Consider the following 22,178-nt stretch of genomic DNA (forward strand, 5'->3'; position numbering starts at 1 on the left):
TTTTATGAATCAGGACTGGAGAGTTTTTTTACATTGTTTTGAGGAACAGTTTCCTAGAGAAGTTTTGCGGATTAAAGAGGAACTAGACAGAGCCTATGAACCCACTGCAATCATTATGGAGTTAGAGCGTCAAAGGCGTTATCCGCTTGTTCACTTCGAGAAAATTTCCGGATCAGCCTTTAGTGTTGTAGCCAATACAATTGCCACTCGTCAGCGTATGGCCATGGCCATTGGTGTTAGCGAAAGGGATTTGCCTACCGCTTATGCGGAGCGCGTTAAGCGGGCAATTGAACCTGAAGTAGTTGAAAAACCAGAATTTAAAGAAAACTGTTTATCAGGTCCTGATTTAGACCTGACCAAATTGCCGATTTTGACACATTTTCCAATTGATGCAGGGCCCTATGTTACGGCTGGATTGGTCACCGCTAAGGATCCAATCTCCGGTGCCGACACCTGTGGCTATCACAGGATGCAGCTCAAAGGAACCAATAAGCTGGGCGTAAGCCTGCATTCACGGCAGCGGCTTTGGGAATACCACCGTAGAGCTGAAGCAATTGGGAAGAATTTAGAGGCAGCGGTAGTGCTAGGGGTACATCCAGCTATTTCTTTAGGCTCGATGGCATTAGTTCCCTATGATCAGGGCAAGTTTGCCCGTATGGGGGGTCTAATCGGTGAACCTTTACAAATTGCACGCTGTACCACCGTTGATGTTGAAGTTCCGGCTTGGGCAGAAATTGTTATTGAAGGTGAGATTTTGACAGGAGAACGAGAGCCCGAAGGTCCCTTTGCTGAATTTACCAATTATGCATGCTATAGAAGTACGGAGAATATTTTCATTCCTAAGGCCATTTACTATCGTACCAATGCCATCTACCAGTGCATTACACCGGGAATGTGTGCAGAACACAACACCATTGTGGCGGTCCAGCGTGAAGGAGACGTGTTGAAAGCGCTAAAGGAGAACCTACCGAATATTATAGCTGTTCACGCGCCGTTATCTGCCTGCGGACTTTTCCACTGTTATATTTCTATGAAGAAAATAGCCGAGGGACAGCCGATGCAGGCAATCCTGACAGCCCTTTCGGTAGACCATAACTTAAAACACGTAGTCGTAGTAGACGAAGACGTGGACGTCTTTGATGAAAGTCAGGTATTATGGGCAATTGCCACCAGAGTCCAAGCAGACCGGGATGTTCATATCATTCCACAGCATATGGGAATGGGCTGTACTTTAGATCCTTCTACAGATGAATTAAGCAGAAGTGCCAAAATGGGTATTAATGCGACAAAACCACTTGGGAATTTTGCCAGCAGTATTGCCTTTCACCCTGAGGCGAAGAAAAAAGCCCAAGAAATCTTAAGAAGGATGAAGTTGTAAAAAACAAGGAGGAATTGCCATGAAACAGCTGTTTACTGCAAGGATTGAGGGTCTTTATTATCCGGAACAGATGAATCCGGTGTTGAAAGATATTTCTCTTAGTTTTCGGCCTGGTCAGTTCATTTTCTTAGCCGGCCCTCCACGTTCTGGCAAATCCTCCTTGTGCCAAGCTTTAGCTGGCGTTATTCCTTCTTTTAAAGAGGGCGTTTTGAGGGGTGAAATCAACTTTGAGGGTGAAAATATCATAGGTAAACCCCTTCCTGAGGTAACAGGAAAAATCGGCTTAGTTAGGGATGAACCTCAAAATCAGTTATTTTGTACAACTGTTGAAGAGGATCTGGCCTTTGGGCCCTGTAATCTCTTGCTAGAGCCGGAGGAAGTAAAGCGGAAAATTAAAAAAGCCCTTCATTTTGTAGGATTAGAGGGCTTTGAAAATCGAAAGCCTGAAACTCTTTCGGGAGGGGAAGCTCAGCGGATAGCCCTTGCTTCTATGTTAACCCTAGAGCCGAAAGTCATTATTTTAGACGGAGCTGTTACGCAGCTCGATCCTCAAAGCAGAAGAGAAATTTACGAGAAATTGCACACACTTGCCCAACAAGAAAAGAAAATAGTGATTATCGTAGAGGAGAAAGCCTATCAATATTTGTATTTGGCACATCGGTTAATCTGTTTAGATCAGGGAACTGTTCTCTATGATGGATATCCCAAGAAAGAAGTACTTTTCGATGTTAAAAAGCCTTGGAATTTTCCTGAAAAGGTACCTGTAGACAATGCTGCTGATAAGGAGAGACCAAGGATATCTGTCAATCATCTAACTTTTCAATATCCCAATAGAAAATTTGCGTTAAAAAATATTTCCTTAGATATTTATCCAGGAGAATTTGTAGCCCTTATGGGCAGAAATGGGGCGGGTAAAACAACCTTAGCCAAGCATTTTAATGGACTACATAAACCTGGAAGTGGAGATGTGGTCATCAATCATATGAATACAAAAGAATATTCAACGGCTCAGCTGGCGAGCCAAGTGGGGTATTTATTTCAAAATCCTCAAATACAAATTTGCACCCATTCTGTTCAGGCAGAAGTGGCCTTTGCTTTAAAGGCAAAAAAAATACCTAAAAGAGAAATTGAAGGGAAGGTTTCTCAACTTATGGATAAAATGGGACTAATCAAATTTGCACAGGAGCACCCTTACAAACTAGCAAAAAGCGATGTGCAAAGGCTTGCACTTGCTTCTTGCCTAATAAACGAACCTCAGATATTAATCGTTGATGAGCCTACCTCACAAATGAGTGCTGCTCAGAGTTGGGAGACAATGGAGTTAATTTCCCAATACAACCGCAGTGGTGTTACCGTAATAATGATTTCCCATGATTTAAATCTAGCACTCAATTTCACCAGCAGAATGATCATTATGAATCAAGGTCAAATAACACTGGACATTCCAACTGCTCATTGCTTTAATCATGAAGAAAAGCTGCGCGGGTTAGGCCTTGATATAAGGGAAGTATATGCTGAAGGAGAAATGCGATATGAAGCTATTGCTGGAGTATAGTGAAAACAGCTCCTATATTCATAAATTAGACCCTCGGGTTAAGCTGCTATGGCTGATAGGCAATTTAATATTAATCCTATCCTTTCAAGAATTGACAGTATTAATTCCAAGCCTGGGATTGGTTTTAATAACGACGATCCTGGCGGGGATATCCTTAACTGTTTTTTTACCCTTGGTAAAAGTAATGTCGATTATAGGCATACAGTTTATTTTATTTCAGGGACTACTAAGACCTGAAGGTGTAATTTTATTTCAGTTGGGGAACTTAAATTTCTACCTTGGCGGCGTTTTAATCGGTATACAAGGGATCGCGCTTTTAATAACATTGGTTTTATTATTTCTTCAATTTGTGATGTGGACCTCTCCCAATGAGCTTACCCTATTATGCGTAAAGTTAGGATTGCCGCAAAAATATGCGGTTTTGCTTGGGTTAGCACTACACTTTTTGCCCATTATGGAAAAAGATTTGCAGATGATTTATGAAAGTCAGCAGGCAAGAGGCTTAGAGCTGGAAACTACCTGGCAGAAGGCCAAGGGTTTAGTGCCAATCATACTTCCATTAATTCTACGATCACTAAAAAGGTCACAGGAAATAGCTCTATCCATGGAGTTAAAGGGATACAACCGTTTTTCTGCCCGTACTTTCCTGAGCAGTATTTCCTTCTCTTCAGCAGATTACTTCGCTTTTGGATTTTTAGTGATTTATTTTTGCGGATTAATATTTCTTCAAATTGTATAAGCGGTAGTGTATTCTTGTATAGAAAAAAATATTTCTAAGCAGCACAGGATAAATATGTTTCTAGTCACCGAGAATAGATGATTTTTATTAATGTTGAAAGTTAAACTAAAGGAGATCCTATTTATGAAATTAATTATAGCGATAACTGGTGCAACAGGCGCAATTTTTGGTATAAGAATTTTAGAGGCTTTAAAGGACAAAAAAGAGATTGAAACCCACCTAATTATAAGTAAATGGGGAAAAGTAACGATAGAAACTGAAACAACGTACACTGTAGATAGCTTAATCCTAATGGCTGATTGCTATTACAGTGAGGACAATCTTGCTGCTGCCATATCAAGTGGTTCTTTTAAATGTGATGGAATGATCGTGGCGCCATGCACAATGAAAACATTAGCTGGCATAGCTAATGGTTATACAGAGGATTTAATTATTCGTGCAGCAGATGTAACGATAAAAGAAAAGAGAAAACTAATATTAATGGTGCGCGAAACACCACTGAATGCGATTCATTTAGAAAACATGTTGAAACTGTGCAATATGGGTGTAATTATTGCTCCACCAGTACCCGCTTTCTATACAAAACCCAACTCACTGGATGATCTAATCAATCAGACAGTAGGACGGATATTGGATAATTTTCATATAGAACTAGATACACTGAAGCGCTGGAACGGCCTGTAAAAAAAGCACCTATCCTTTGATAGATGCTTTTTTTCTAATGATTACTAGAAGAAGGTGTTTAGGAATTTATAACGGCAGAGACAGGAATTATACTGTATTTATCTTTCAATGGCTGCTATGATTAGAGAAATCATCTGAATCCCATACCCTTTTAGTTTTTCTATGTCTATCACAGTAGCTTTTTCTATATGTATCCCTGCTGTGACTACTGTTACTTCATTGAAATGCTTACAGATCTCTTCTGCTATTGGAACCGCAATTTCATCATCTTTGTGTCCTAAAATGTTGAATACAGAGGTCGTACAGCTTCTACTGCCATCTCCTGTTAAACTAGGTCTAGGCTGGCTAATAACAGTAGTACCGATATGTGTTTTTCCGCCTCCGCCAACATAAATATTAATGCCATCTTGCGTCCTTACAATAGAGCTTTTTAAATGTAGGCTATCTTCACCGACAGAAACATGGAATGTTGCATACATAGGATAATCCTCCTTATGAAAGTTGAAAAATTCTAATAGGCTTCTCAGTCACACATCTATATCATAATTCATTATAACTTAAAATAACTTAAATTTTTAGTTTTTGTGTCAAGTCTATTGGTTTAATCCATTTTTTCATAATATGCTAAGGTCGGTTAAATAAATCTATCGCCACTAAATTGTCGAAAAATACATTGGATTATTAGCAAAGATTTTAGTTTTTGGGAGGAAAAAAAGAAATTGTGTTGAAAGTAACAAAGCGATATATTCCGAATATATGATAGATTTTTAAAATTTAAAAATCTATCGGACCTGTTCGTTAGTGGCAGATAAAATAGCTTCTAAAAAAGGAGGGAATCGAAATGAAAGCTATAAACTTTGACGGTTTAATTCCTGGAGATGTGCTGCTGTGCAGAGGTGAAGGATGGTTATCCGACTTAATCGTTCTTTTTGATGGAGGAACCTATAGCCATGCAGCAATCTATGCAGGAAAAGAAGAGGGTACGCACTGCATTATTCATGCAACTCGAAAAGGCATGTTGAAGATGCCATTAGAAGTACTAAGCTGCGAAATCTTTGCAGATGCTTTTAGATTCAATAAAAATAATCATAAGCTTGGAGATGATGGGTATCCTTATAAATCTGTAATCAACGTGGGGCAGCAGTATGTAGATGAAAAAACAAAATATGCTTTTGATCACTTGGTACTTCTTGCAATTTTAGGTATTACCAGGGAAATACCATTGGATAGTACAAGTAAAAAAATAATCAGGAGCATTCTGGATAATGCTGCTGCATATAGTTTTAGGTTATTAGATAAGGGTACAATACCTATGGTATGCTCAGAACTGGTATATAGATGCTTTGACGAAGCTGATCCGGGAAAAAAATATCAGTTAAGTATTGAAGGATTGACCTTGCAAAGTTTGAAAGATAACTTAGCGCGGGATTTCCTGAGTATATCAAATTCCAGTGAAGCAGATATGGAATTGGACAAAGCGCTAATGGATTCAAAACAAAAATTTATTGACGCATGGAGCAGACTCAAAGAGGAGGAATATACAGTGGATGGACTGCCTGCAGATCCGGCCTCAGCATGTGTTACACCAAGGGATCTTGAAAATTCTCCTAACTTGCAGAAACTGGGGAGATTGCAATTTTAATATTTTGATCAATTTAGAAGGTGAAGATGTTGAGCATAAAAGGCAAATGGGATCAATTATATGACGTATACGGTAAACCTATCGCTTATTTGGCATTAATTCTTTGCTTTACCGGACTGATTATGATGTTTACTAAAATAGAAGCTATAAACAGCGATGCAGACACATTCGCCGCTGAAAAAGGTGTCCTTGATTTGGACAATTGGGATCATAAACAACAGGGTTCTGTCAACATAAAAGGCGAATGGGAGTATTACTCCGGTCAATTGATAAGCAGTGAGGATTTCAAAAAAGCATCCAGTGATTTTAAAATGACAGGTTATTTTAAAATTCCAGGCGAGAAAAAAGATTATCCGATTCAATCTCTGAAGGGCGAAGGCTATAGCACTTACCGGCTGATTGTTAGATCAGAAAATATCCGTGATTTAGATCTAGGTATCTTTATTCCCTATACACTAACTTCTCATAGACTCAGTATAAATAATAAAATCATAAGTGAGAATGGGGAATTTGTCAAATTGAAAAATAGGTCCGAGGGGATTAAAAACAAGGTTCTGCATATAGGCCCTATGTCAGATGAATTTGAAATTATTTTAAATGTATCTAATCAAGAATACCATCAAACGAATTATCCTATATATTTGGGAGACTATTACAGCTTATTAGATAAAAATACAAATAATCTTTTGCGGGATATGTTTCTTTTTAGTGGGTTGATGATTTTAGGAATCTATCATACGATGCTCTATCTTTTTTTACCGCAGAAAAAATATGCGTTATTTTTTGGCCTTTTATGTGTTGTTGTTGCAGCAAGAACTGTTGTTGTAAATTCTATCGTTATAGGCAGCTTCATGAATATAAGTTTTAACTTGTATCAACATATTAACTATATAGGATCTGTTTTTGGTGTAATCTATTTAAGTAATTTTTTTCATTCACTTTTTCCAGATGAATTTTCGAAGAAAATTTTGAAACTGATAAAGGGATATTCTTTAATACAGTTTATTGTTTTTATATTGCTTCCTTACAATATATTCGGTTTCTTTAAGAATGTTTCAAATATTCTAATATTGATGACTTCTGTTTATTGTGCCTATGTTTTGCTAAAAGCCGCAAGAATGAAAAAAGAAGGCGCCGTGATTATGTTAATCGGTATGGTATTTGCACTCATGGCGCTGATGAATGATATATTATATGTTAATAACATGAATTCATTCATGCCTTTTTATGGGACCAGTACCCTTGCCATCATGTCCTTAGCTTTCATACTGGCATTAATCCTTTCAAAGATGTTTGCGGATGCATTTATGTCCGTGGATAATCTTTCTAAAAAGCTTTTATCATTAGATAAATTAAAGGACGAGTTTTTGGCAAACACCTCCCATGAACTGAGAACACCATTAAATGGATTAATAGGCATAACAGAGTCACTGATAGAAGGGGCTGCAGGAGAACTATCCTGCGAGGTGAGGGAAAATCTTTCGATTATTTCGGCCAGCGGAAAGCGATTGAGTAATCTTGTAAATGATATACTGGATTATTCCAAGCTGAAGCATAGTGAGATCCAGCTAATCCTTAAACCCATAAGTCTGTATGCCCTTGTAGACAGCATTATGACCGTCTTTGAAATGACAAAAAAAGAAGAAACTATTTTACTCATAAATGAAATTCCAGAAAACATGCAAAATGTTTACGCAGATGAAGGTCGTTTACAACAAATATTTTATAATTTAATCGGTAATGCCATTAAATTTACCGAAAGGGGTAGAATTACTGTAAAAGCCCTGACAAAACAGCATTTTATACAAATAACTGTAGAAGACACAGGGATTGGTATTCCGGAAGACAGGCTTGAGAAAATATTTCAATCCTTTGAGCAAATAGACACTTCAGCCGCAAGACAATATAGTGGGACTGGTTTAGGATTAAGTATAACAAAAAAACTTGTAGAACTTCATGGAGGCAGCATCAGCTGTGAATCTACATTGGGGAAAGGTTCGAAATTTATTTTTACTTTACCGGTGAGTATTCAGCCGGTAAAAGAAGGTGCTGGGGTAAAAGCAGTATTGAAACGGGAATTCTTATTGGATGAGGCCGCCATTAGCTTAGACTGCCAAGATGATAAGAACAAGCACAAAATCCTTATTGTTGATGACGAGTCAATAAATATTAAGGTTCTCATAAAACAATTGACCTTATGTAATTATTACATTGTAACAGCGCTCAGCGGAGAAGAGGCGCTTAGGCTTATTGATGAAGTAGATTTTGACTTGGTTATTCTTGATGTGATGATGCCAAAGATGTCTGGTTACGAAGTTTGTAAGAAAATTAGAGAAAAATACTCTTTGATAGAATTGCCTGTGTTGATGCTTACGGCAAATAGTCAGTTAAATAATATTTGCCTTGGCTTTGAATGCGGTACCAATGATTATATCATAAAACCCTTTGAAAAACAGGAACTTTTGGCAAGGATTAAAACACTCATAACAATGAAAAACGCAGTGAAGCAGTCTGCAATAGATCCATTAACCGGTATTTTCAACAGAAAGTATATGTTTGAGCTTGCTGAACTGATTTTCCATGAACATAGAAAAGAAAATAAGGTTTTTTCTATTATTATGTTGGATATTGATAATTTCAAGAGAATTAATGATACCTATGGACATGCGATAGGAGATAGTGTGATTATTGAAGTGGTTTCAAGATGCAACGAAGTATTAAGGTCAACAGATATATTCGGAAGATATGGAGGAGAAGAGTTTTCATTAGTATTGCCAGGAACACCTTTAGAGAATGCAGTAAAGGTTGCTGAAAAAATCAGAACCAATGTATGTATGAAGCCGGTTAAAATTGAAGAGGACAGGGATATCAATATTACAATAAGCCTAGGAGTTGCCCAAATCAATAATAATACTAAATCCGTAAGAGAAATATATGATATAGCAGACAAAGCACTATACAAAGCCAAGAAGGGTGGAAAAAACAAGGTAGAAGTAATCCTTTAGGAATAGAGCCATTTCAATATTAAGCACAATAAACCGTTATAAATAGCAAAGGCATCCAATAGGATGTTTTTGTCATTTAATAGATTTATTTGTCGAAAGAAATATTAACGAAAAGAGGAATTGAGGTATGTTGAATTGAACTTTTATATAGTGGCAGTTCAAGCAGGATAAAAATATAGGATACACAAAAGCAAGATAGAATTTATGGATTTAAGCAAGCAAATACAGGCATTTTCCAGTGAGAGGGAATGGTAGATTTTATGAAAAAAATTAGTATGAAATTCATAATTCCATTATTGGGAATATCTTGCGTTTTAGCTATCACTACAATCCTAATTAGCTATACAACCGTTTCAGGAATTGTAAAGGAACAGGCAGCCGCATCGGGAATTGTTTCTGCACAATACAATGCTGAGATTATAGAGACATGGTTTAAAGAAAAGATTGCTTCTTTTCAGAGGACTGCAACACATATAGAAAGACTGGATTACTTTGATGAAAGAATGATTTCTACGATGCTCAAAGATGCAGCTGAAGCGGACGATTCATTTTATAGTGTTTTTATAGGGTTTGAAGATGGAAGTCTGATAGACGGAAAAGGCTGGGTTCCGCCCGAGACATATAATGCTTCTCTCAGACCCTGGTATAAAGCTGCACAAGAAGAAAAAGGCCTGGTTATTACCCATTTATATATTGATCAAAATAAAAAAAATATGGTTGCATCTATTGCAGTGCCTATAGTCATTCAGGGAGTAAACGGAGTACTGGCAGCCAATATACCTATAGATTATATATTGGGCAGGGCTGGTGAAATAATCTACGGAAAAACAGGTTACGGAATCCTTGCAGATAAGCACGGACTGATTATAAGCCACCCCAGCCAATCCTATATAATGCATAATATTGCAGATGTTTTTGGCAATTATGAAGTAATTCATTTAGATAAGACCTATAGAGATAATATCATCGTAGAAACAGTAATTATAGATGAAATAAAGAATTTGGTAGTACGTGTTCCTATAAAAACATGCAGTTGGGAGCTCTTGTTAATTGCACCTTTGCTAGAGTTTCAGGATCCTACAAAGCAGATGTTGAAGTATCTCATGATTACCCTGGGAATCTGTTTGCTGTTGATGATTGGTTTTGGAGTGGTTATAGGCAGATCCATGGCAAAGCCTCTAGAACGCATTATAGCAGAGGTTGCTAAATTGGCAAACGGAGATCTGAGAAACAATATTGAAATAGGGTCTAAAGATGAATTTGGTCTACTAAGCGATGAACTAAATCAAATGCGTAAAAATATGAAAGCTATGCTGCAAGATATTCAGAATGAAAGTATACTGCTTTTCAGAAAAACAGGCAGTCTACTAAGGTCCATAGAAGAAAGGCATGATGAACAGTATAAAAGCGGTGAAGGGTCAGATGTTAATATGATGGAGAAGGATAAGGCAGGCCCAGCTAATACAATGACGAAAGAACAAATAGCGGCTAAACAGAGTTATTTGCAAGAAACGGAAATGGAGGAAAACAGAACGAAAAAAATTGCAGGTACGGAGGAAGTGTACGCCATTGCAGAACAAATTAATAATATTGCCGATCGATTAGAAAAAGGAATACGATCGTTTAAAATATAGTTTGATGTTATACCATGCTTGAAAGGGAGAGATTCTAGTGAATAGAATTTTAGTGGTAGATGATGAAAAAGATATTATTTACATGATAAAGGATTTTATGCAAATCTATGATATAGAAGTAGTGGGAGCAACCAACGGTATAGAAGCACTAGAAGAATTTGACAGTACAATTAAATTGGTCATATTGGATATTAATATGGATGGATTATCTGGAATTGAAGTATGTAAAAAGATAAGAGATATGAGCCATGTGCCCATTCTATTCTTAACAGCAAGAGTTTCTCAAGCAGATAAGATACTGGGACTTGGAATTGGCGCTGATGACTATATCGTAAAACCTTTTGATCCCATCGAATTAGTCGCTCGTGTACAGGCAAATATTCGCAGATATAATACTTATTGTTTTGCAAGTGAACGCCAAGAGCATGATAGTATAACATTGGAAAATGTGGTTATTTATCCGAAACAACACCGTGTATTAAAGAATAACCAGGAGCTGCAGCTTACCAACAAAGAATTTGAATTATTGATGTATATGGTAAGAAATCCATTTATTGTATTAAGCAGAGAACAGATATTAGACCAGGTTTGGGGAAATAGCATCTATGATTATAATGTGGTTACAACAAATATTAAGAGACTGAGAAAAAAGATAGAAGATAATCCAGAAGAGCCTTCTCTTATAAAAACGGTTTGGGGCGTTGGTTACGTATTTGAGGGAAAGCAAAAACTAAGTGTTGGAAAAGGTTTACGATAAAATGGGATTAATCAGATTGCGGACAAAAATAACGTCTATTTTACTATTAATAACCATCGTAACAGCATCTCTTATGAGCTTAACTACTTACTATATAGCCATAAAGATTATGAATGCCCAAGGAGGGGAACTTGGATTAGAATCTGCCAAATACAATGCGGAAAGAGTAGAGGTATGGGGAAAAGAAAAGGTCGCATCTTTGGAACGAACAGGTATACATATTGCTAACCTTAGTCGTGTAAATAATGAAGAGATAGAACAAATGCTTTTGGCGGCAGCGGAAGCAGATTCCTCGTTTTTTAGTGTATTTATTGCTTTAGATGACGGTAGATTTATTGATGGGAAGGGTTGGAGACCCGGTGAGACCTATGATGCTCGTCAGCGGCCATGGTTTACAGCAGCGAAAGAGGCAGAAAAAGCTGTTTTTACTCCGGTATATATTGATACAAATATGAATACAATGGTTACTTCTATCGCTATTCCTATTAAAGTAAAAGAAATTTCTGGCGTATTGGCAGGAAACATTCCTATAGATAAAATATTAAACCAGGTTAAGGAAATAAAATATGGAAAAACCGGCTACGGCGTTTTGGTTGACCAGATGGGGAGAATCATCAGTCATCCAAGACCAGAGTATATACTGCAGCCAATCGAGCAGATATTTTCTTCCGGCTACAAAGATATTATTCATAAGGTTGAAAGTGGAAAAAATGGGGTAGAAACAGTTCTGCTCCAAGGTGAAAAGTATTTGCTGGTATATGCACCTGTTCCGTCTTATGGTTGGGAGTTGCTTTTATTTGCTCCTCAATCAGAATTTCAAGGACCAGCCAGAACGCTATTGATGTACTTGCTTGTTATCTTTGCGATATTGCTTTTGTTCATGATTCCTTTAGGATATAAGCTGGGTATGCGTGTATCAAAACCTATCGAAGAAATGATTGAAGGGATACTAAAACTAGCAGAAGGCGATCTTACGCAGGAAATTCATATTAAAACGCGTGATGAGCTGAATGCTTTGAGTATTGCATTAAACAAAATGAGAAAAAACCTTAGCGAAATGCTTCAACAAATAAAAAACGAAAGTGATCTGCTGCATCAACATTCCAGAAAACTAACTCAATCTATTGAGGAAATATCTGATGGGATGTTGGATTTTATATCCGTACTGTCCCATGATATTAGAACTCCGCTAACCCTAATCAAAGGATACGCTAGGGGAATACAGCTTGGTATTGTTAGAGATCCTGATAAAATGAAAGAATATGTAGATGGTATTGTTTTGAGAGCTGAACAGATAGAAAATATCTCTGCCGATATATTAGATTGTGCTTATGAAATAAAAAAATCACTTATCTTAAAAAAAGAGTATTTTGTTTTGCAAGAACTGGCATTCCTGTTATATGATTGTGCAAAACAGCAAGTTGAATCTTCAGAAAGAGTTTTTGAGGGGCAAATCTTTATCGAAGGCGGAATGATCCATATAGATGAGATAAAAATTGTCCGAGTATGGAATAATGTTATAAGCAATGCGATTAAATACTCTGAGACATATAGTAAGATTACTGTTTTCATTAGACAAAGTGAAAAATACTTAATCTGTTCTATGAAGGATGAAGGCATTGGTATAGAGAAAGAGGAAATGGATAAGATATTTGATATGTTTTATAGAGGGAAAGAAATTGATATAAAAGGGTATGGATTAGGGTTGGCAATATCAAAAGTTATTATGGAGGCCCATGGGGGTAAAATTATCGTTGAATCGGAACCCGGCGAGGGAAGCACTTTTACATTATATCTTCCTATTTGTCACTAAAATGACACAGTTGATGTCTTACTGTGTCATTTTTTTTATCTATTATTATATTATGAAATCTCTGTATATTCAGTAATACAAACTTCTATGCTTCTAGGAGGTGAAAAGATTTTACCATTTTAGTATTTCATACTATAAAAAGAGGAGGCATGTTATGATGAACAATTCAGTGTCTGTGAAGAAAAAAGAGAAAAAGAAAATGAAGTTTCCCCATGCATTTGTTTTACTCTTTAGTATCATTGCGATAGTAGGAATTTTAACGTATATTATACCCGCTGGAGCATTTGACCGTATCGACGTGAATGGAAGACAAGTGGTAGATGCAACGAGCTTTCATTATATTGATCCAACGCCAGTAGGAGTTTTTGACATCTTTATGGCTATCCCCCAAGGGATACAAGCAGCTTCTGCACTCATTATTATGATCTTATTAATAGGAGGCGCTATTAGAGTCTTTGATGGAACAGGGGCTATTAAAGCGGCTATATTCAGATTAACAAAAATAATCGGAGAAGAAAGAAGTCACTGGGTATTGGCTGCAATTATGCTATTCTTTGGATGTTTGGGAGCTTTTCCAGGAATGCTGGAAGCTGCGATCCCATTTGCCCCTTTATGTATAGGAATCGCACTAGCGTTGGGTTATGATGCTCTTGTGGGTATATCCATTGCGTTGATCGCTATTGTTATGGGTTGGACTGCTGGGCCGTCCAATCCATGGAACGTGGGAATCGGTCAAAGTATAAGTGAACTACCTATGTTCTCAGGACTAGGCTTTAGACTTTTCATTTTTGTCATATTAATGGCAGTGTCCATTGGTTATGTACTACGCTATGCTTCAAAGATTAGAAAAGATCCTTCCGCAAGTGTTGTTTATGGAATGAACACGGACCATCTGGTTAATATCGAACAAGAGGATATGGAGTTTACATCAAGACATAAACTCATATTGATTACGCTTGCCACAACGATTGGATTTATTGTATATGGAACCATTCAATGGAAATGGGGAATACCGCATATGTCTGCCACATATATTATAGGTGCGATTATAGCAGGAATTATAGCTGGATACGACAGTGGTAAAATTGCTGATGAACTGTTAGAGGGTGGTAAAGCAATATTTATTGGGGCAATGGCGGTTGGTTTAGCCAGAGCAATACAAGTTGTCATGGAACAAGGCAATATTGCTGATACGATCGTGTACGGCATATCCTATCCACTAAAGGGTCTTCCTGCGTATATTACCTCAGTTGCCATGTTTATGGTTCAGACCATTATCAACTTTTTCATTCCATCTGGAAGCGGTCAAGCTATGGTAACACTGCCGATAATGATTCCAGCTGCCGATATTATTGGATTAAACAGACAGATTGCTATCTTGGCATATCAATTTGGGGATGGGTTGTCTAATCTTTGCTATCCTACTGTTGGGGGCCTGGTAGCGTTCTTAATGTATTCAAAAGTTTCTTTTAATAAATGGTTAAAGTTTATCATGCCGTTTATGGTGCTTGCATGGGGTGTTGCAATAATACTTTTAATGATAGCTGTTATGATGAATTACGGACCTTTCTAGGTAGTATGACACAAAGGGCTCTTCTTACAAATATTGGAAGAAGAGCCCTTTAATAAAAAGTGAAACAGGACAAATGAATCGATAGACATCAAAATCATTCATCATAATAGATGAACTTAACTTCAGATTGATATAATCTTCTATACAATCTGTATTCCTCTTGTAATTCTCTTTTTGTAATAAAAATACTGGTGAAAAATTCCCATAAAAATACCCATCCGCCTATGAAGATACCTTCATGAAGAACATTGGTAAATATGTTCTGATCGCCTCTAAAGAAAAAGTAACCGATACTTAGGAGAAAAGTAGAGAGCAACAGATAAGATATAATTTTTTGATGTAAGTTTGATTTAACTTTATTAAGTCTTTCTATTGCATAGCCGTAGTAATTTAGATAAGCAGATACTAAAGTTGCTTCCTTCTGATAATCCTTTTTAGATGCAGGCAAATAGAGAACAATGCTGATATCGTAATTTAAGGGAATATCCTGTGAGGAGTTTAAAACAAAATCATTAAATTCGTCTTCAATATCTCTTTTTTTGAAAGGAGAAGCATCCCAATCATCATAGACATCATCATAATTATCAAGAGACACTTCAATTAAGTAGGTTTTCTTTAATTCGTCATACTTATAGAGCTTTTGAAAATATCTTTTTTTTCTCATTTTATCACCCTTAAAAATATATGCGAGCAGATTAGACGAATGCACTGGAAACCTTCTTTAGGATACGTGCAGTATGATATGATATTATTATGATAATAATTCATAAAAGATAAACAAGTCTGTCATAAGAATTAAGATGTTTATTCGCTTTTAAGGACTGCAGAGATGGGTAGAATATGTAGGAGGAAAGATTGAAAAAAACGTCAAAGGGTATAGTCTAAATAGGGATTTATTATATACAGTTCAGAGAAATATGGAGGAGCGTGTTCCTATGGGTTTTTATGAGGAAATTTCTAAATACTATGATTATATTTTTCCTGTCGGAAAAGAACAGGTTAATTTTATTATGAAAGTTGTTGGAAAACCACCAAAGGCTCTATTGGATGTTGCCTGCGGGACCGGAGGATATGCTATAGAATTTGCAAAGCAAGGTTATGCTGTGACAGCGATTGATTTAGATTCTAAAATGATTGAGGCGTTGAGAACTAAGATTTTATCGCATAGCCTAACTATAAATGCGCTGCAAGGAAATATGCTGGAACTAAGCAATCAGTTAAATACCAAATATGATTTGGCCTTTTGTATAGGAAATTCTCTGGTCCACCTTGATGAAGAAAAAGAAATAGAAATATTTTTAAAAGAAATGAAAAGTTCACTAAATACAGAAGGCAGTCTGGTCATTCAAGTCATTAATTACGATAGAGTGCTGGCAAATAATGTCCGTTCCTTGCCTACGATAGAGAATGAAGAGATAGGCTTAAAATTTAAGCGTATTTATCGCCATGACCCTGCGATAAATAAAATATTTTTTAAAACTATTCTCGAAGTTGGCGGAAATGTAATAGAGAATGAAATTCCATTATACCCTATATTAGCCGATAATATTGTAGCACTATTAAGTAATGCGGGATATAATAAAGTTCAGCTATATGGAGATTTCAAAGGAAGTGAATTTGATAAAAATAACTCCTATGCTTTAGTGTTAGTTGCTTCTTAAGTAAATGCCTTATGAACCTGTAAAATGATAAATAAGGTATTGACATCTTTAGCAGTGTATCATATAATTAACAACATCAAATAAATATGATATAAAAGACGAAGAAGAGAAGAGTAGATTTAGGATGTAGTTTCAGCGAGTTGGTGATAGTGAGAGACCAGCACGAAGCCTATTTTGAAGAACATCTCGGAGTTGCTAACCGAAATCCTGTGAGGAGAGTAGACTTAGACGGAACCAAACCGTTATACATTGGTAAGTATCGAAGTGCAAGTATGCTTCTGTACGGATTAAAGTGAGTATGATACTAATTTGGGTGGTACCGCGGAAGTTAAACCTTTCGTCCCTTGCTATAGGGATGAAAGGTTTTTTTATATTTATTTTTAAACAGCTGTTACGTAAGAAAACTCCATGGCCATGGTATAAATCGTAAAGCTTAAAACAAATTTTGGGAGGAAATAATATGACAAACTTTAAAAAGACATTGATGATACCTAGAGATTATAAGCCAGTTCTTGGCATTCGTGAAACAGAAATTGCCATTAAACAGTTAAAGGATTTCTTTGAAGCATCTTTAGCGAGAGAACTGAAATTGACGAGAGTTTCTGCTCCCCTATTTGTACAGCCGGAAACGGGTACCAATGATAATTTAAACGGTGTTGAGAGACCTGTAGCCTTTGATGTAAAAGGTGTTGGGGGAAAAGAAGTGGAAATTGTTCATTCCCTAGCCAAGTGGAAGCGTATGGCTCTCCACCGATATGGTTTTGGTCATGGAGAAGGTCTTTATACAGATATGAATGCCATCCGCAGAGATGAAGATTTAGATAATCTGCACTCTATTTATGTAGATCAATGGGATTGGGAGCGTGTACTTTTAAAGGAAGAACGAACCGTAGATACATTAAAGGAGATTGTAAACAAAATTTATAAAGTATTTAAAGAAACAGAAAACTATGTTAGTAAACTGTATCCAAGCTTTAAAAAGTTTTTGCCGGAAGAGATTACTTTTATTACAACACAAGAGCTCGAGGATCGATTTCCATTACTTTCTCCGAAGGAAAGAGAAGATGCCATTGCTAAGGAAAAGGGTGCTGTATTTATTATGCAAATCGGTGGTGAATTAGCGTCAGGAATGAGGCACGATGGTAGAGCTCCAGACTATGATGACTGGGCGTTAAACGGAGACATTATATTCTGGTATCCTGTTTTGGAAATAGCTTTAGAATTATCCTCTATGGGGATTCGTGTAGATGAGGATGCATTAGAGAGACAGCTCAAACTGGCAAACTGCGAGGATAGAAAAGAATTTACCTTTCATAGGATGTTACTGGATAAGAAACTGCCATATACAGTAGGCGGAGGAATCGGCCAATCAAGAATTTGCATGTTTTTCCTTCAAAAGGCACATATCGGTGAAGTTCAGGCCTCTATATGGCCACAGGATATGCTAAAGGAATGTGAAGCAGCAAAAATGCTATTGTTATAATATAGAATACAAAAAAATCCTATGACGATAGGATTTTTTTTGTGGTGTATATCTAGCCAATGACAGATTATTTTCTTTTGATTGACGGCTGGATAAGATACAAAGTATTAAATTTATGCTAAAATAATCATTGGGGCGCTTCAGGTGAATTAGAAATAAACAATTGAAAGAAATGATGGTGAATATGAAAGTTGAAATTGGGAATAACATAATCGTATTTGATGTTCAATATGGAAATCGTGAAAAATTGTCCATTCAGATAGATTCAACAGGACTTGTTACGGTTAAAGCACCAAAAAAAACAACGGAAGACACTGTCATAAGAGCTGTAGAGCAAAATAGCAAATGGATTTTAGAAAAATTATATACAATATCAGAGTTGCGAAAAATGCCTAAGGCAAAGGAATATCATGATCAGGAGAAATTTTTATATCTTGGGAAAGAGTATTCTCTTCATGAATTAATAGAGACGAATAATTTAGGAGAGGAAGAATTAAAAAATAGTTTAAAGAAATTCTATATTTCCAGATGCAAACAGATTGTGGGAGAGCGAATCAAGAACTATGAACAGCAGCTGGGCGTAAAACCCAAAGCCATTGAAGTAGTAGAATCTAAAACCCAGTGGGGTAGCTGTAATTCAAATAAAAAAATAACTTTTAATTATAGGTTATCCATGGCTCCAGTAGAAGTGATTGACTATGTAATTGTTCATGAATTATGCCACCTGATTCACATGAATCATGACAGGTCATTTTGGAGACGTGTTGGGAGCATTCTGCCAGATTATAAGAAAAGACAAGAGCTTTTAATGAGGCTTGGACATTATATGACACTGTAAAAATAAAATAAGGAATTTTAGAGGAGTGCAGCTTATGTCAAACAATAATATTGAACGAATGAAAAAATTACTGGAAGAAAAAAAGAAAACAGCCTCGAAACAAGGATTTGCTGAAGAAAGACCGAACAAAATCATAGGAAGACATCAGAAAGCCTTTAAAACGATGAAGCGGGGCGGAACATCGGATAAATAAGAAAATAGATATGGAGGAGCATAATGATTAGAGCATATTTAGCAGGAATTTCAACGCATTATGAGGGTGAAGACATAGAAATTAGATATCATATTTATGAGAATCAATCTTTAATATCTAAAAAATCAGTTTTTCAAGCATATAGAAAACCGGCAATTGTAGGTCAAGTTGCGCTGCTAACACTTCTAAAGGAATTAGAACAATATATTGGAACAGAGATCATCATTATTGTGAATGATGCGGCTTTAAAGGAGCAAATTAGGGGAACAACTAAAACAAAAAATAAAGATGTTTTAAAAATGTCAAGCGTTGTCAGAGAAGAATTGACTAAATTTAAAAATCTGCTTACGATCAAGAATGTTAGTGGGGATCGGTCAGAGCTAGCAAAATGGAATGAAGAATTACAACCCTAATTTAGAGAAGCAAATTATAAGTCCGGATATAACGGTCAGAGTCAATTGAAATGCTATAATGACAATATTAAGAAATATTCTGATTCTGACCTTGTATATTGAGAAGGAATGTGTTAAGCTTAATAAGCTAATAATATATTACTAACGGGTTAATTTATTTTTGATAAAACTCTCTTTGATTAATTTGGAGTGAGCTTTCCTCAGGAATTTTTAAATCCAAATAATTTAAGGAGGTATATGGATATGGCAGATAAAACGATTACGTGCAAGGATTGTGATTCAACTTTTATTTTTAATGAAAGCGAACAGGCATTTTACAAAGAGAAAGGGTTCGAAAACGAACCACAAAGATGTCCAAGTTGCAGAGCGGCCAGAAAGCAGCAGCAAAGAGGAAATAGAAACGGAAATAAAGGTTTTGGTGGCGGAAATAAGTGGTAATTAAGTAGGAGAGTATGGACTCTCCTTTTTTAATAAGACAGAGAATAATCAGTAGATTATTAATACGGTGCAGGAAATAGAACAGAGAAACGAGATAAGACAGCGATAGAAGTGGACTATATTTGAGAGCCACTTTTATATTACTCTTAAAAGTATAATATTGGAATTTATGTAAAAAATATTCAGGGGGTGTTTGATATTAGAAAACATGAACTACTTACAAAAGGGAATAAGGGCTATACGAGAAGGAATATGATGACAGATCCGTCAGTAAATTCGTTATTGGAAAAAGTGAATAGCAGATTTACACTATGTATTGTCACGGGTAAAAGAGCAAGACAGTTGATAGACGGCGCCCATAAGCTTACTGATTGCAGTTCTGAAAATGCTGTGACTGTTGCGGCTAATGAAATAAATGAAGATATGATTACTTATGTAAGAACAAGATCAAGTATTAAATAGATAATTAGAGAAATAAAAATATGCTTCAGTCGGCACAGTCTAAATATTGACTGTGCTTTATCTCTCTGTTATTAGTAGCAAAGAGTTCGTTCAGCAATCCTTATAATGAGGTAAGAGATAGCAAATTTTCATAGCTATTGACAATCCCTATGCTGTAGTTTTATACATTCGCTACGCCACGGGGACAGTTCGTCAGGCACATAAAAAACATATGTGCCTGACGAACTGTCCCCATGACTCCGCTATCTCACACAGAGTTGTAATAGCTTTATTGCAACTTATTATATTTAATTTTTATCCTAGTTTACTTCTTCATCCCTGTATAAATTAGGATGGCATCCCTTAAGAATTCAGCTGTTCCAGGCTGTTTCTTATCATAATATGCTCTGAATCTTTCATCATCCACATACATCTGGGCAACTCCTGCATGGGCTTCCTTTGAATAGTCATCCCAGTAAAAGCTCAGCCACTGGCGGTGCAGATCCGCTGTTTTTTGGGCGAGTTCTCCTGCAGGATCCCCTGTTTGAAATGCCTCATGAAGTGTTTCAAGAACCTCATTACCTAAATTAGTAATTTCCTCATATTGCTCTTGTGTCATATTTTTCAACTTTTTATTTGACCTGCTTACAGCGTCATTCCCATATTTTTCACGGATTTCCTTACCATATTTCTTTTCATTATCATCAATTAACTTCTGTTTAAAGCCTTCGAATTTTTCCTTATCACTCATTGTAATCCTCCCCTCAGTTTCAGCTATCGTTTTATCAATATTTTCAATCAATAAATCCAGCTGTTTTCTTTTTTCAAGAAGCTTTTCCCGGTGTTCTTTCAATGCCACCTCTCTATCAAAAGATGGTGCAGTTATGATTTCTTTAATATTTTCTAAGCTGACACCCAGTTCTCTATAAAAGAGGATCTGTTGCAACCGGTCTACTTCTTTTTGGCCATAAATCCGATACCCCGACGAATTGATTCTTGCCGGCTTAAGAATGCCAATTTCGTCGTAATATCTCAATGTCCTGGTACTGACACCAGCTATCTGACCGAGCTTTTGCACTGTATACTCCATGGTTTCACCTCCTGATAAATTAACTATACACCTTTACGTTACGTCAATGTCAATAGATTTATGCTATTTTTTTATGAGGTGTTTCAGATATAGATGTGTGATGGGGAAATTTAATTTAGGTTCTATGATGCTCTTTGCAAATGGAGTCAAAACTTGCATGAGCCGTTGACAGGAGGTCTGATATGGAATAAACTGAAGATGCATACGCCAAATGTAAAATTGGAGGTGCGTAACAGTGGCACAAACAACAAAAAAGGCGCTGGCAGCATCCCTTAAAAAGCTTTTAGAAAAAACAACGCTCGATAAAATTACGGTCAAAGATATTGCGAACGACTGTGAGGTAAACCGTCAGACCTTTTATTATCATTTTCAGGACGTCTATGCCCTGCTGGAATGGATATTCTTAACCGAAGCTGCGAAAGTTATTGCAAACAATAAAACCTATGATACATGGCAGCAGGGTTATTTGCAGGCATTTTTATATGTGGAACAAAATAAAACACTGGTGGTCAACGCATATCATTCCATCGGTCGTGAGCATCTAGACCGGTATTTATACAGCGTGGCACAAAAACTACTGATGGATGTAGTAAATGAGAAAGCAGAAGGATTGCATGTGGCTGAAGAAGATAAGCAGTTTATTGCTGATTTTTATAAGTATGCCTTTGTAGGACTGATGTTAGAGTGGATTCGAACGGGCATGAAGGAGCGTCCGGAGGATATTATCGATAAGCTAAGCAAACTGATAACCGGAGATATTCATAGGGCGCTGCTTAAATATGAACAATAAAAATATAGATTTTTACTGAAATAATTCTAGACAAATAACTTCAAATGTCAA

At 36.5% G+C, this 22,178-nt stretch carries 21 protein-coding genes and 1 other annotated feature; of the genes, 18 read left to right on the top strand and 3 right to left on the bottom strand.

Annotated elements, in window-relative coordinates:
• The first annotated feature begins 4 nt into the window (after positions 1–4).
• The 4 genes from Gferi_RS22370 (at position 5) to Gferi_RS22385 (ending at position 4,356) form a co-directional block, all read left to right on the top strand.
• Positions 5–1,378 carry a UbiD family decarboxylase gene (locus Gferi_RS22370; RefSeq protein WP_069980351.1) on the top strand — a complete coding sequence of 458 codons (1,374 nt, stop codon included), beginning with the start codon at positions 5–7 and terminating at the stop codon, positions 1,376–1,378.
• A 19-nt stretch (positions 1,379–1,397) separates the two neighbouring features.
• Positions 1,398–2,933, top strand: coding sequence for an ABC transporter ATP-binding protein (locus tag Gferi_RS22375; RefSeq protein ID WP_069980352.1), 1,536 nt, complete (start codon positions 1,398–1,400; stop codon positions 2,931–2,933).
• On the top strand, positions 2,911–3,672 hold the full coding sequence (locus Gferi_RS22380; protein ID WP_069980353.1) for an energy-coupling factor transporter transmembrane component T family protein: 762 nt from the start codon (positions 2,911–2,913) through the stop codon (positions 3,670–3,672). The genes Gferi_RS22375 and Gferi_RS22380 overlap by 23 nt, the downstream gene beginning before the upstream one ends.
• A gap of 123 nt (positions 3,673–3,795) precedes the next feature.
• Positions 3,796–4,356 carry a UbiX family flavin prenyltransferase gene (locus Gferi_RS22385; protein ID WP_069980354.1) on the top strand — a complete coding sequence of 187 codons (561 nt, stop codon included), beginning with the start codon at positions 3,796–3,798 and terminating at the stop codon, positions 4,354–4,356.
• A gap of 98 nt (positions 4,357–4,454) precedes the next feature.
• Here Gferi_RS22385 and lpdD read toward each other — a convergent pair whose 3' ends face one another.
• Complete coding sequence (lpdD, locus tag Gferi_RS22390; RefSeq protein ID WP_069980355.1) at positions 4,455–4,835, bottom strand: prenylated flavin chaperone LpdD; 381 nt, start codon at positions 4,833–4,835, stop codon at positions 4,455–4,457.
• A gap of 362 nt (positions 4,836–5,197) precedes the next feature.
• Here lpdD and Gferi_RS22395 point away from each other — a divergent pair, with 362 nt between their 5' ends.
• The 6 genes from Gferi_RS22395 to Gferi_RS22420 all read left to right on the top strand — a co-directional run bounded on the left by Gferi_RS22395 (position 5,198) and on the right by Gferi_RS22420 (position 14,780).
• Positions 5,198–5,998 carry a C40 family peptidase gene (locus Gferi_RS22395; protein ID WP_069980356.1) on the top strand — a complete coding sequence of 267 codons (801 nt, stop codon included), beginning with the start codon at positions 5,198–5,200 and terminating at the stop codon, positions 5,996–5,998.
• A 26-nt stretch (positions 5,999–6,024) separates the two neighbouring features.
• Positions 6,025–9,003 (top strand): diguanylate cyclase, encoded by a 2,979-nt coding sequence (locus Gferi_RS22400; RefSeq protein ID WP_069980357.1) that lies wholly within the window; start codon positions 6,025–6,027, stop codon positions 9,001–9,003.
• Between the two features lie 260 nt (positions 9,004–9,263).
• On the top strand, positions 9,264–10,637 hold the full coding sequence (locus Gferi_RS22405) for a cache domain-containing protein (RefSeq protein ID WP_169833026.1): 1,374 nt from the start codon (positions 9,264–9,266) through the stop codon (positions 10,635–10,637).
• Positions 10,638–10,674: 37 nt separating this feature from the next.
• Complete coding sequence (locus tag Gferi_RS22410) at positions 10,675–11,394, top strand: response regulator transcription factor (protein WP_069980359.1); 720 nt, start codon at positions 10,675–10,677, stop codon at positions 11,392–11,394.
• A 1-nt stretch (position 11,395) separates the two neighbouring features.
• On the top strand, positions 11,396–13,207 hold the full coding sequence (locus Gferi_RS22415; protein WP_069980360.1) for a HAMP domain-containing histidine kinase: 1,812 nt from the start codon (positions 11,396–11,398) through the stop codon (positions 13,205–13,207).
• Between the two features lie 154 nt (positions 13,208–13,361).
• Positions 13,362–14,780, top strand: a complete 1,419-nt coding sequence (locus Gferi_RS22420) for a YfcC family protein (RefSeq protein WP_083273720.1) — start codon at positions 13,362–13,364, stop codon at positions 14,778–14,780.
• Positions 14,781–14,874: 94 nt separating this feature from the next.
• Here the strand turns inward: Gferi_RS22420 and Gferi_RS22425 are convergent, their stop codons facing one another.
• On the bottom strand, positions 14,875–15,444 hold the full coding sequence (locus Gferi_RS22425; RefSeq protein ID WP_069980361.1) for a hypothetical protein: 570 nt from the start codon (positions 15,442–15,444) through the stop codon (positions 14,875–14,877).
• A gap of 271 nt (positions 15,445–15,715) precedes the next feature.
• Between Gferi_RS22425 and Gferi_RS22430 the strand changes: the two genes are divergently transcribed.
• The 7 genes from Gferi_RS22430 to rpoZ all read left to right on the top strand — a co-directional run bounded on the left by Gferi_RS22430 (position 15,716) and on the right by rpoZ (position 20,268).
• The gene (locus Gferi_RS22430) at positions 15,716–16,441 is read left to right on the top strand and encodes a class I SAM-dependent methyltransferase (RefSeq protein ID WP_069980362.1); all 726 of its coding nucleotides are present in this window, start codon (positions 15,716–15,718) and stop codon (positions 16,439–16,441) included.
• Positions 16,442–16,533: 92 nt separating this feature from the next.
• Positions 16,534–16,789: a binding site (T-box leader), on the top strand.
• 112 nt (positions 16,790–16,901) lie between these two features.
• Positions 16,902–17,924, top strand: a complete 1,023-nt coding sequence (asnA, locus tag Gferi_RS22435; protein ID WP_069980363.1) for an aspartate--ammonia ligase — start codon at positions 16,902–16,904, stop codon at positions 17,922–17,924.
• A 184-nt stretch (positions 17,925–18,108) separates the two neighbouring features.
• A complete protein-coding gene (locus Gferi_RS22440; RefSeq protein ID WP_069981571.1) occupies positions 18,109–18,762 on the top strand; it encodes a M48 family metallopeptidase in 654 nt (217 codons plus the stop codon).
• A gap of 34 nt (positions 18,763–18,796) precedes the next feature.
• Positions 18,797–18,955 carry a hypothetical protein gene (locus Gferi_RS28545; RefSeq protein ID WP_169833027.1) on the top strand — a complete coding sequence of 53 codons (159 nt, stop codon included), beginning with the start codon at positions 18,797–18,799 and terminating at the stop codon, positions 18,953–18,955.
• 23 nt (positions 18,956–18,978) lie between these two features.
• Entirely contained in the window at positions 18,979–19,368 is a 390-nt protein-coding gene (locus tag Gferi_RS22445; RefSeq protein ID WP_069980364.1) for a hypothetical protein, read from the top strand.
• Between the two features lie 243 nt (positions 19,369–19,611).
• Complete coding sequence (locus Gferi_RS22450; RefSeq protein WP_069980365.1) at positions 19,612–19,806, top strand: zinc-ribbon domain-containing protein; 195 nt, start codon at positions 19,612–19,614, stop codon at positions 19,804–19,806.
• Positions 19,807–20,058: 252 nt separating this feature from the next.
• Positions 20,059–20,268 carry a DNA-directed RNA polymerase subunit omega gene (rpoZ, locus tag Gferi_RS22455; RefSeq protein ID WP_330389476.1) on the top strand — a complete coding sequence of 70 codons (210 nt, stop codon included), beginning with the start codon at positions 20,059–20,061 and terminating at the stop codon, positions 20,266–20,268.
• Positions 20,269–20,572: 304 nt separating this feature from the next.
• Here rpoZ and Gferi_RS22460 read toward each other — a convergent pair whose 3' ends face one another.
• Positions 20,573–21,337 carry a MerR family transcriptional regulator gene (locus Gferi_RS22460; protein WP_069980367.1) on the bottom strand — a complete coding sequence of 255 codons (765 nt, stop codon included), beginning with the start codon at positions 21,335–21,337 and terminating at the stop codon, positions 20,573–20,575.
• A gap of 235 nt (positions 21,338–21,572) precedes the next feature.
• Between Gferi_RS22460 and Gferi_RS22465 the strand changes: the two genes are divergently transcribed.
• Complete coding sequence (locus tag Gferi_RS22465) at positions 21,573–22,127, top strand: TetR/AcrR family transcriptional regulator (protein ID WP_069980368.1); 555 nt, start codon at positions 21,573–21,575, stop codon at positions 22,125–22,127.
• The last annotated feature ends 51 nt before the right edge of the window (positions 22,128–22,178 follow it).

This window comes from Geosporobacter ferrireducens (genome assembly GCF_001750685.1).
In the GTDB taxonomy this organism is placed as follows: Bacteria; Bacillota; Clostridia; order Peptostreptococcales; family Thermotaleaceae; genus Geosporobacter; species Geosporobacter ferrireducens.

Excerpts from the sequence above, each read along its gene's own strand:
- Gferi_RS22370 (WP_069980351.1), top strand. The coding sequence starts at position 5 with ATGAATCAGGACTGGAGAGTTTTTTTACATTGTTTTGAGGAACAGTTT.
- Gferi_RS22375 (WP_069980352.1), top strand. The coding sequence starts at position 1,398 with ATGAAACAGCTGTTTACTGCAAGGATTGAGGGTCTTTATTATCCGGAA.
- Gferi_RS22380 (WP_069980353.1), top strand. The coding sequence starts at position 2,911 with ATGAAGCTATTGCTGGAGTATAGTGAAAACAGCTCCTATATTCATAAA.
- Gferi_RS22385 (WP_069980354.1), top strand. The coding sequence starts at position 3,796 with ATGAAATTAATTATAGCGATAACTGGTGCAACAGGCGCAATTTTTGGT.
- lpdD (WP_069980355.1), bottom strand. The coding sequence starts at position 4,835 with ATGTATGCAACATTCCATGTTTCTGTCGGTGAAGATAGCCTACATTTA.
- Gferi_RS22395 (WP_069980356.1), top strand. The coding sequence starts at position 5,198 with ATGAAAGCTATAAACTTTGACGGTTTAATTCCTGGAGATGTGCTGCTG.
- Gferi_RS22400 (WP_069980357.1), top strand. The coding sequence starts at position 6,025 with ATGTTGAGCATAAAAGGCAAATGGGATCAATTATATGACGTATACGGT.
- Gferi_RS22405 (WP_169833026.1), top strand. The coding sequence starts at position 9,264 with ATGAAAAAAATTAGTATGAAATTCATAATTCCATTATTGGGAATATCT.
- Gferi_RS22415 (WP_069980360.1), top strand. The coding sequence starts at position 11,396 with ATGGGATTAATCAGATTGCGGACAAAAATAACGTCTATTTTACTATTA.
- Gferi_RS22420 (WP_083273720.1), top strand. The coding sequence starts at position 13,362 with ATGATGAACAATTCAGTGTCTGTGAAGAAAAAAGAGAAAAAGAAAATG.
- Gferi_RS22425 (WP_069980361.1), bottom strand. The coding sequence starts at position 15,444 with ATGAGAAAAAAAAGATATTTTCAAAAGCTCTATAAGTATGACGAATTA.
- Gferi_RS22430 (WP_069980362.1), top strand. The coding sequence starts at position 15,716 with ATGGGTTTTTATGAGGAAATTTCTAAATACTATGATTATATTTTTCCT.
- asnA (WP_069980363.1), top strand. The coding sequence starts at position 16,902 with ATGACAAACTTTAAAAAGACATTGATGATACCTAGAGATTATAAGCCA.
- Gferi_RS22440 (WP_069981571.1), top strand. The coding sequence starts at position 18,109 with ATGAAAGTTGAAATTGGGAATAACATAATCGTATTTGATGTTCAATAT.
- Gferi_RS28545 (WP_169833027.1), top strand. The coding sequence starts at position 18,797 with ATGTCAAACAATAATATTGAACGAATGAAAAAATTACTGGAAGAAAAA.
- Gferi_RS22445 (WP_069980364.1), top strand. The coding sequence starts at position 18,979 with ATGATTAGAGCATATTTAGCAGGAATTTCAACGCATTATGAGGGTGAA.
- Gferi_RS22450 (WP_069980365.1), top strand. The coding sequence starts at position 19,612 with ATGGCAGATAAAACGATTACGTGCAAGGATTGTGATTCAACTTTTATT.
- rpoZ (WP_330389476.1), top strand. The coding sequence starts at position 20,059 with ATGATGACAGATCCGTCAGTAAATTCGTTATTGGAAAAAGTGAATAGC.
- Gferi_RS22460 (WP_069980367.1), bottom strand. The coding sequence starts at position 21,337 with ATGGAGTATACAGTGCAAAAGCTCGGTCAGATAGCTGGTGTCAGTACC.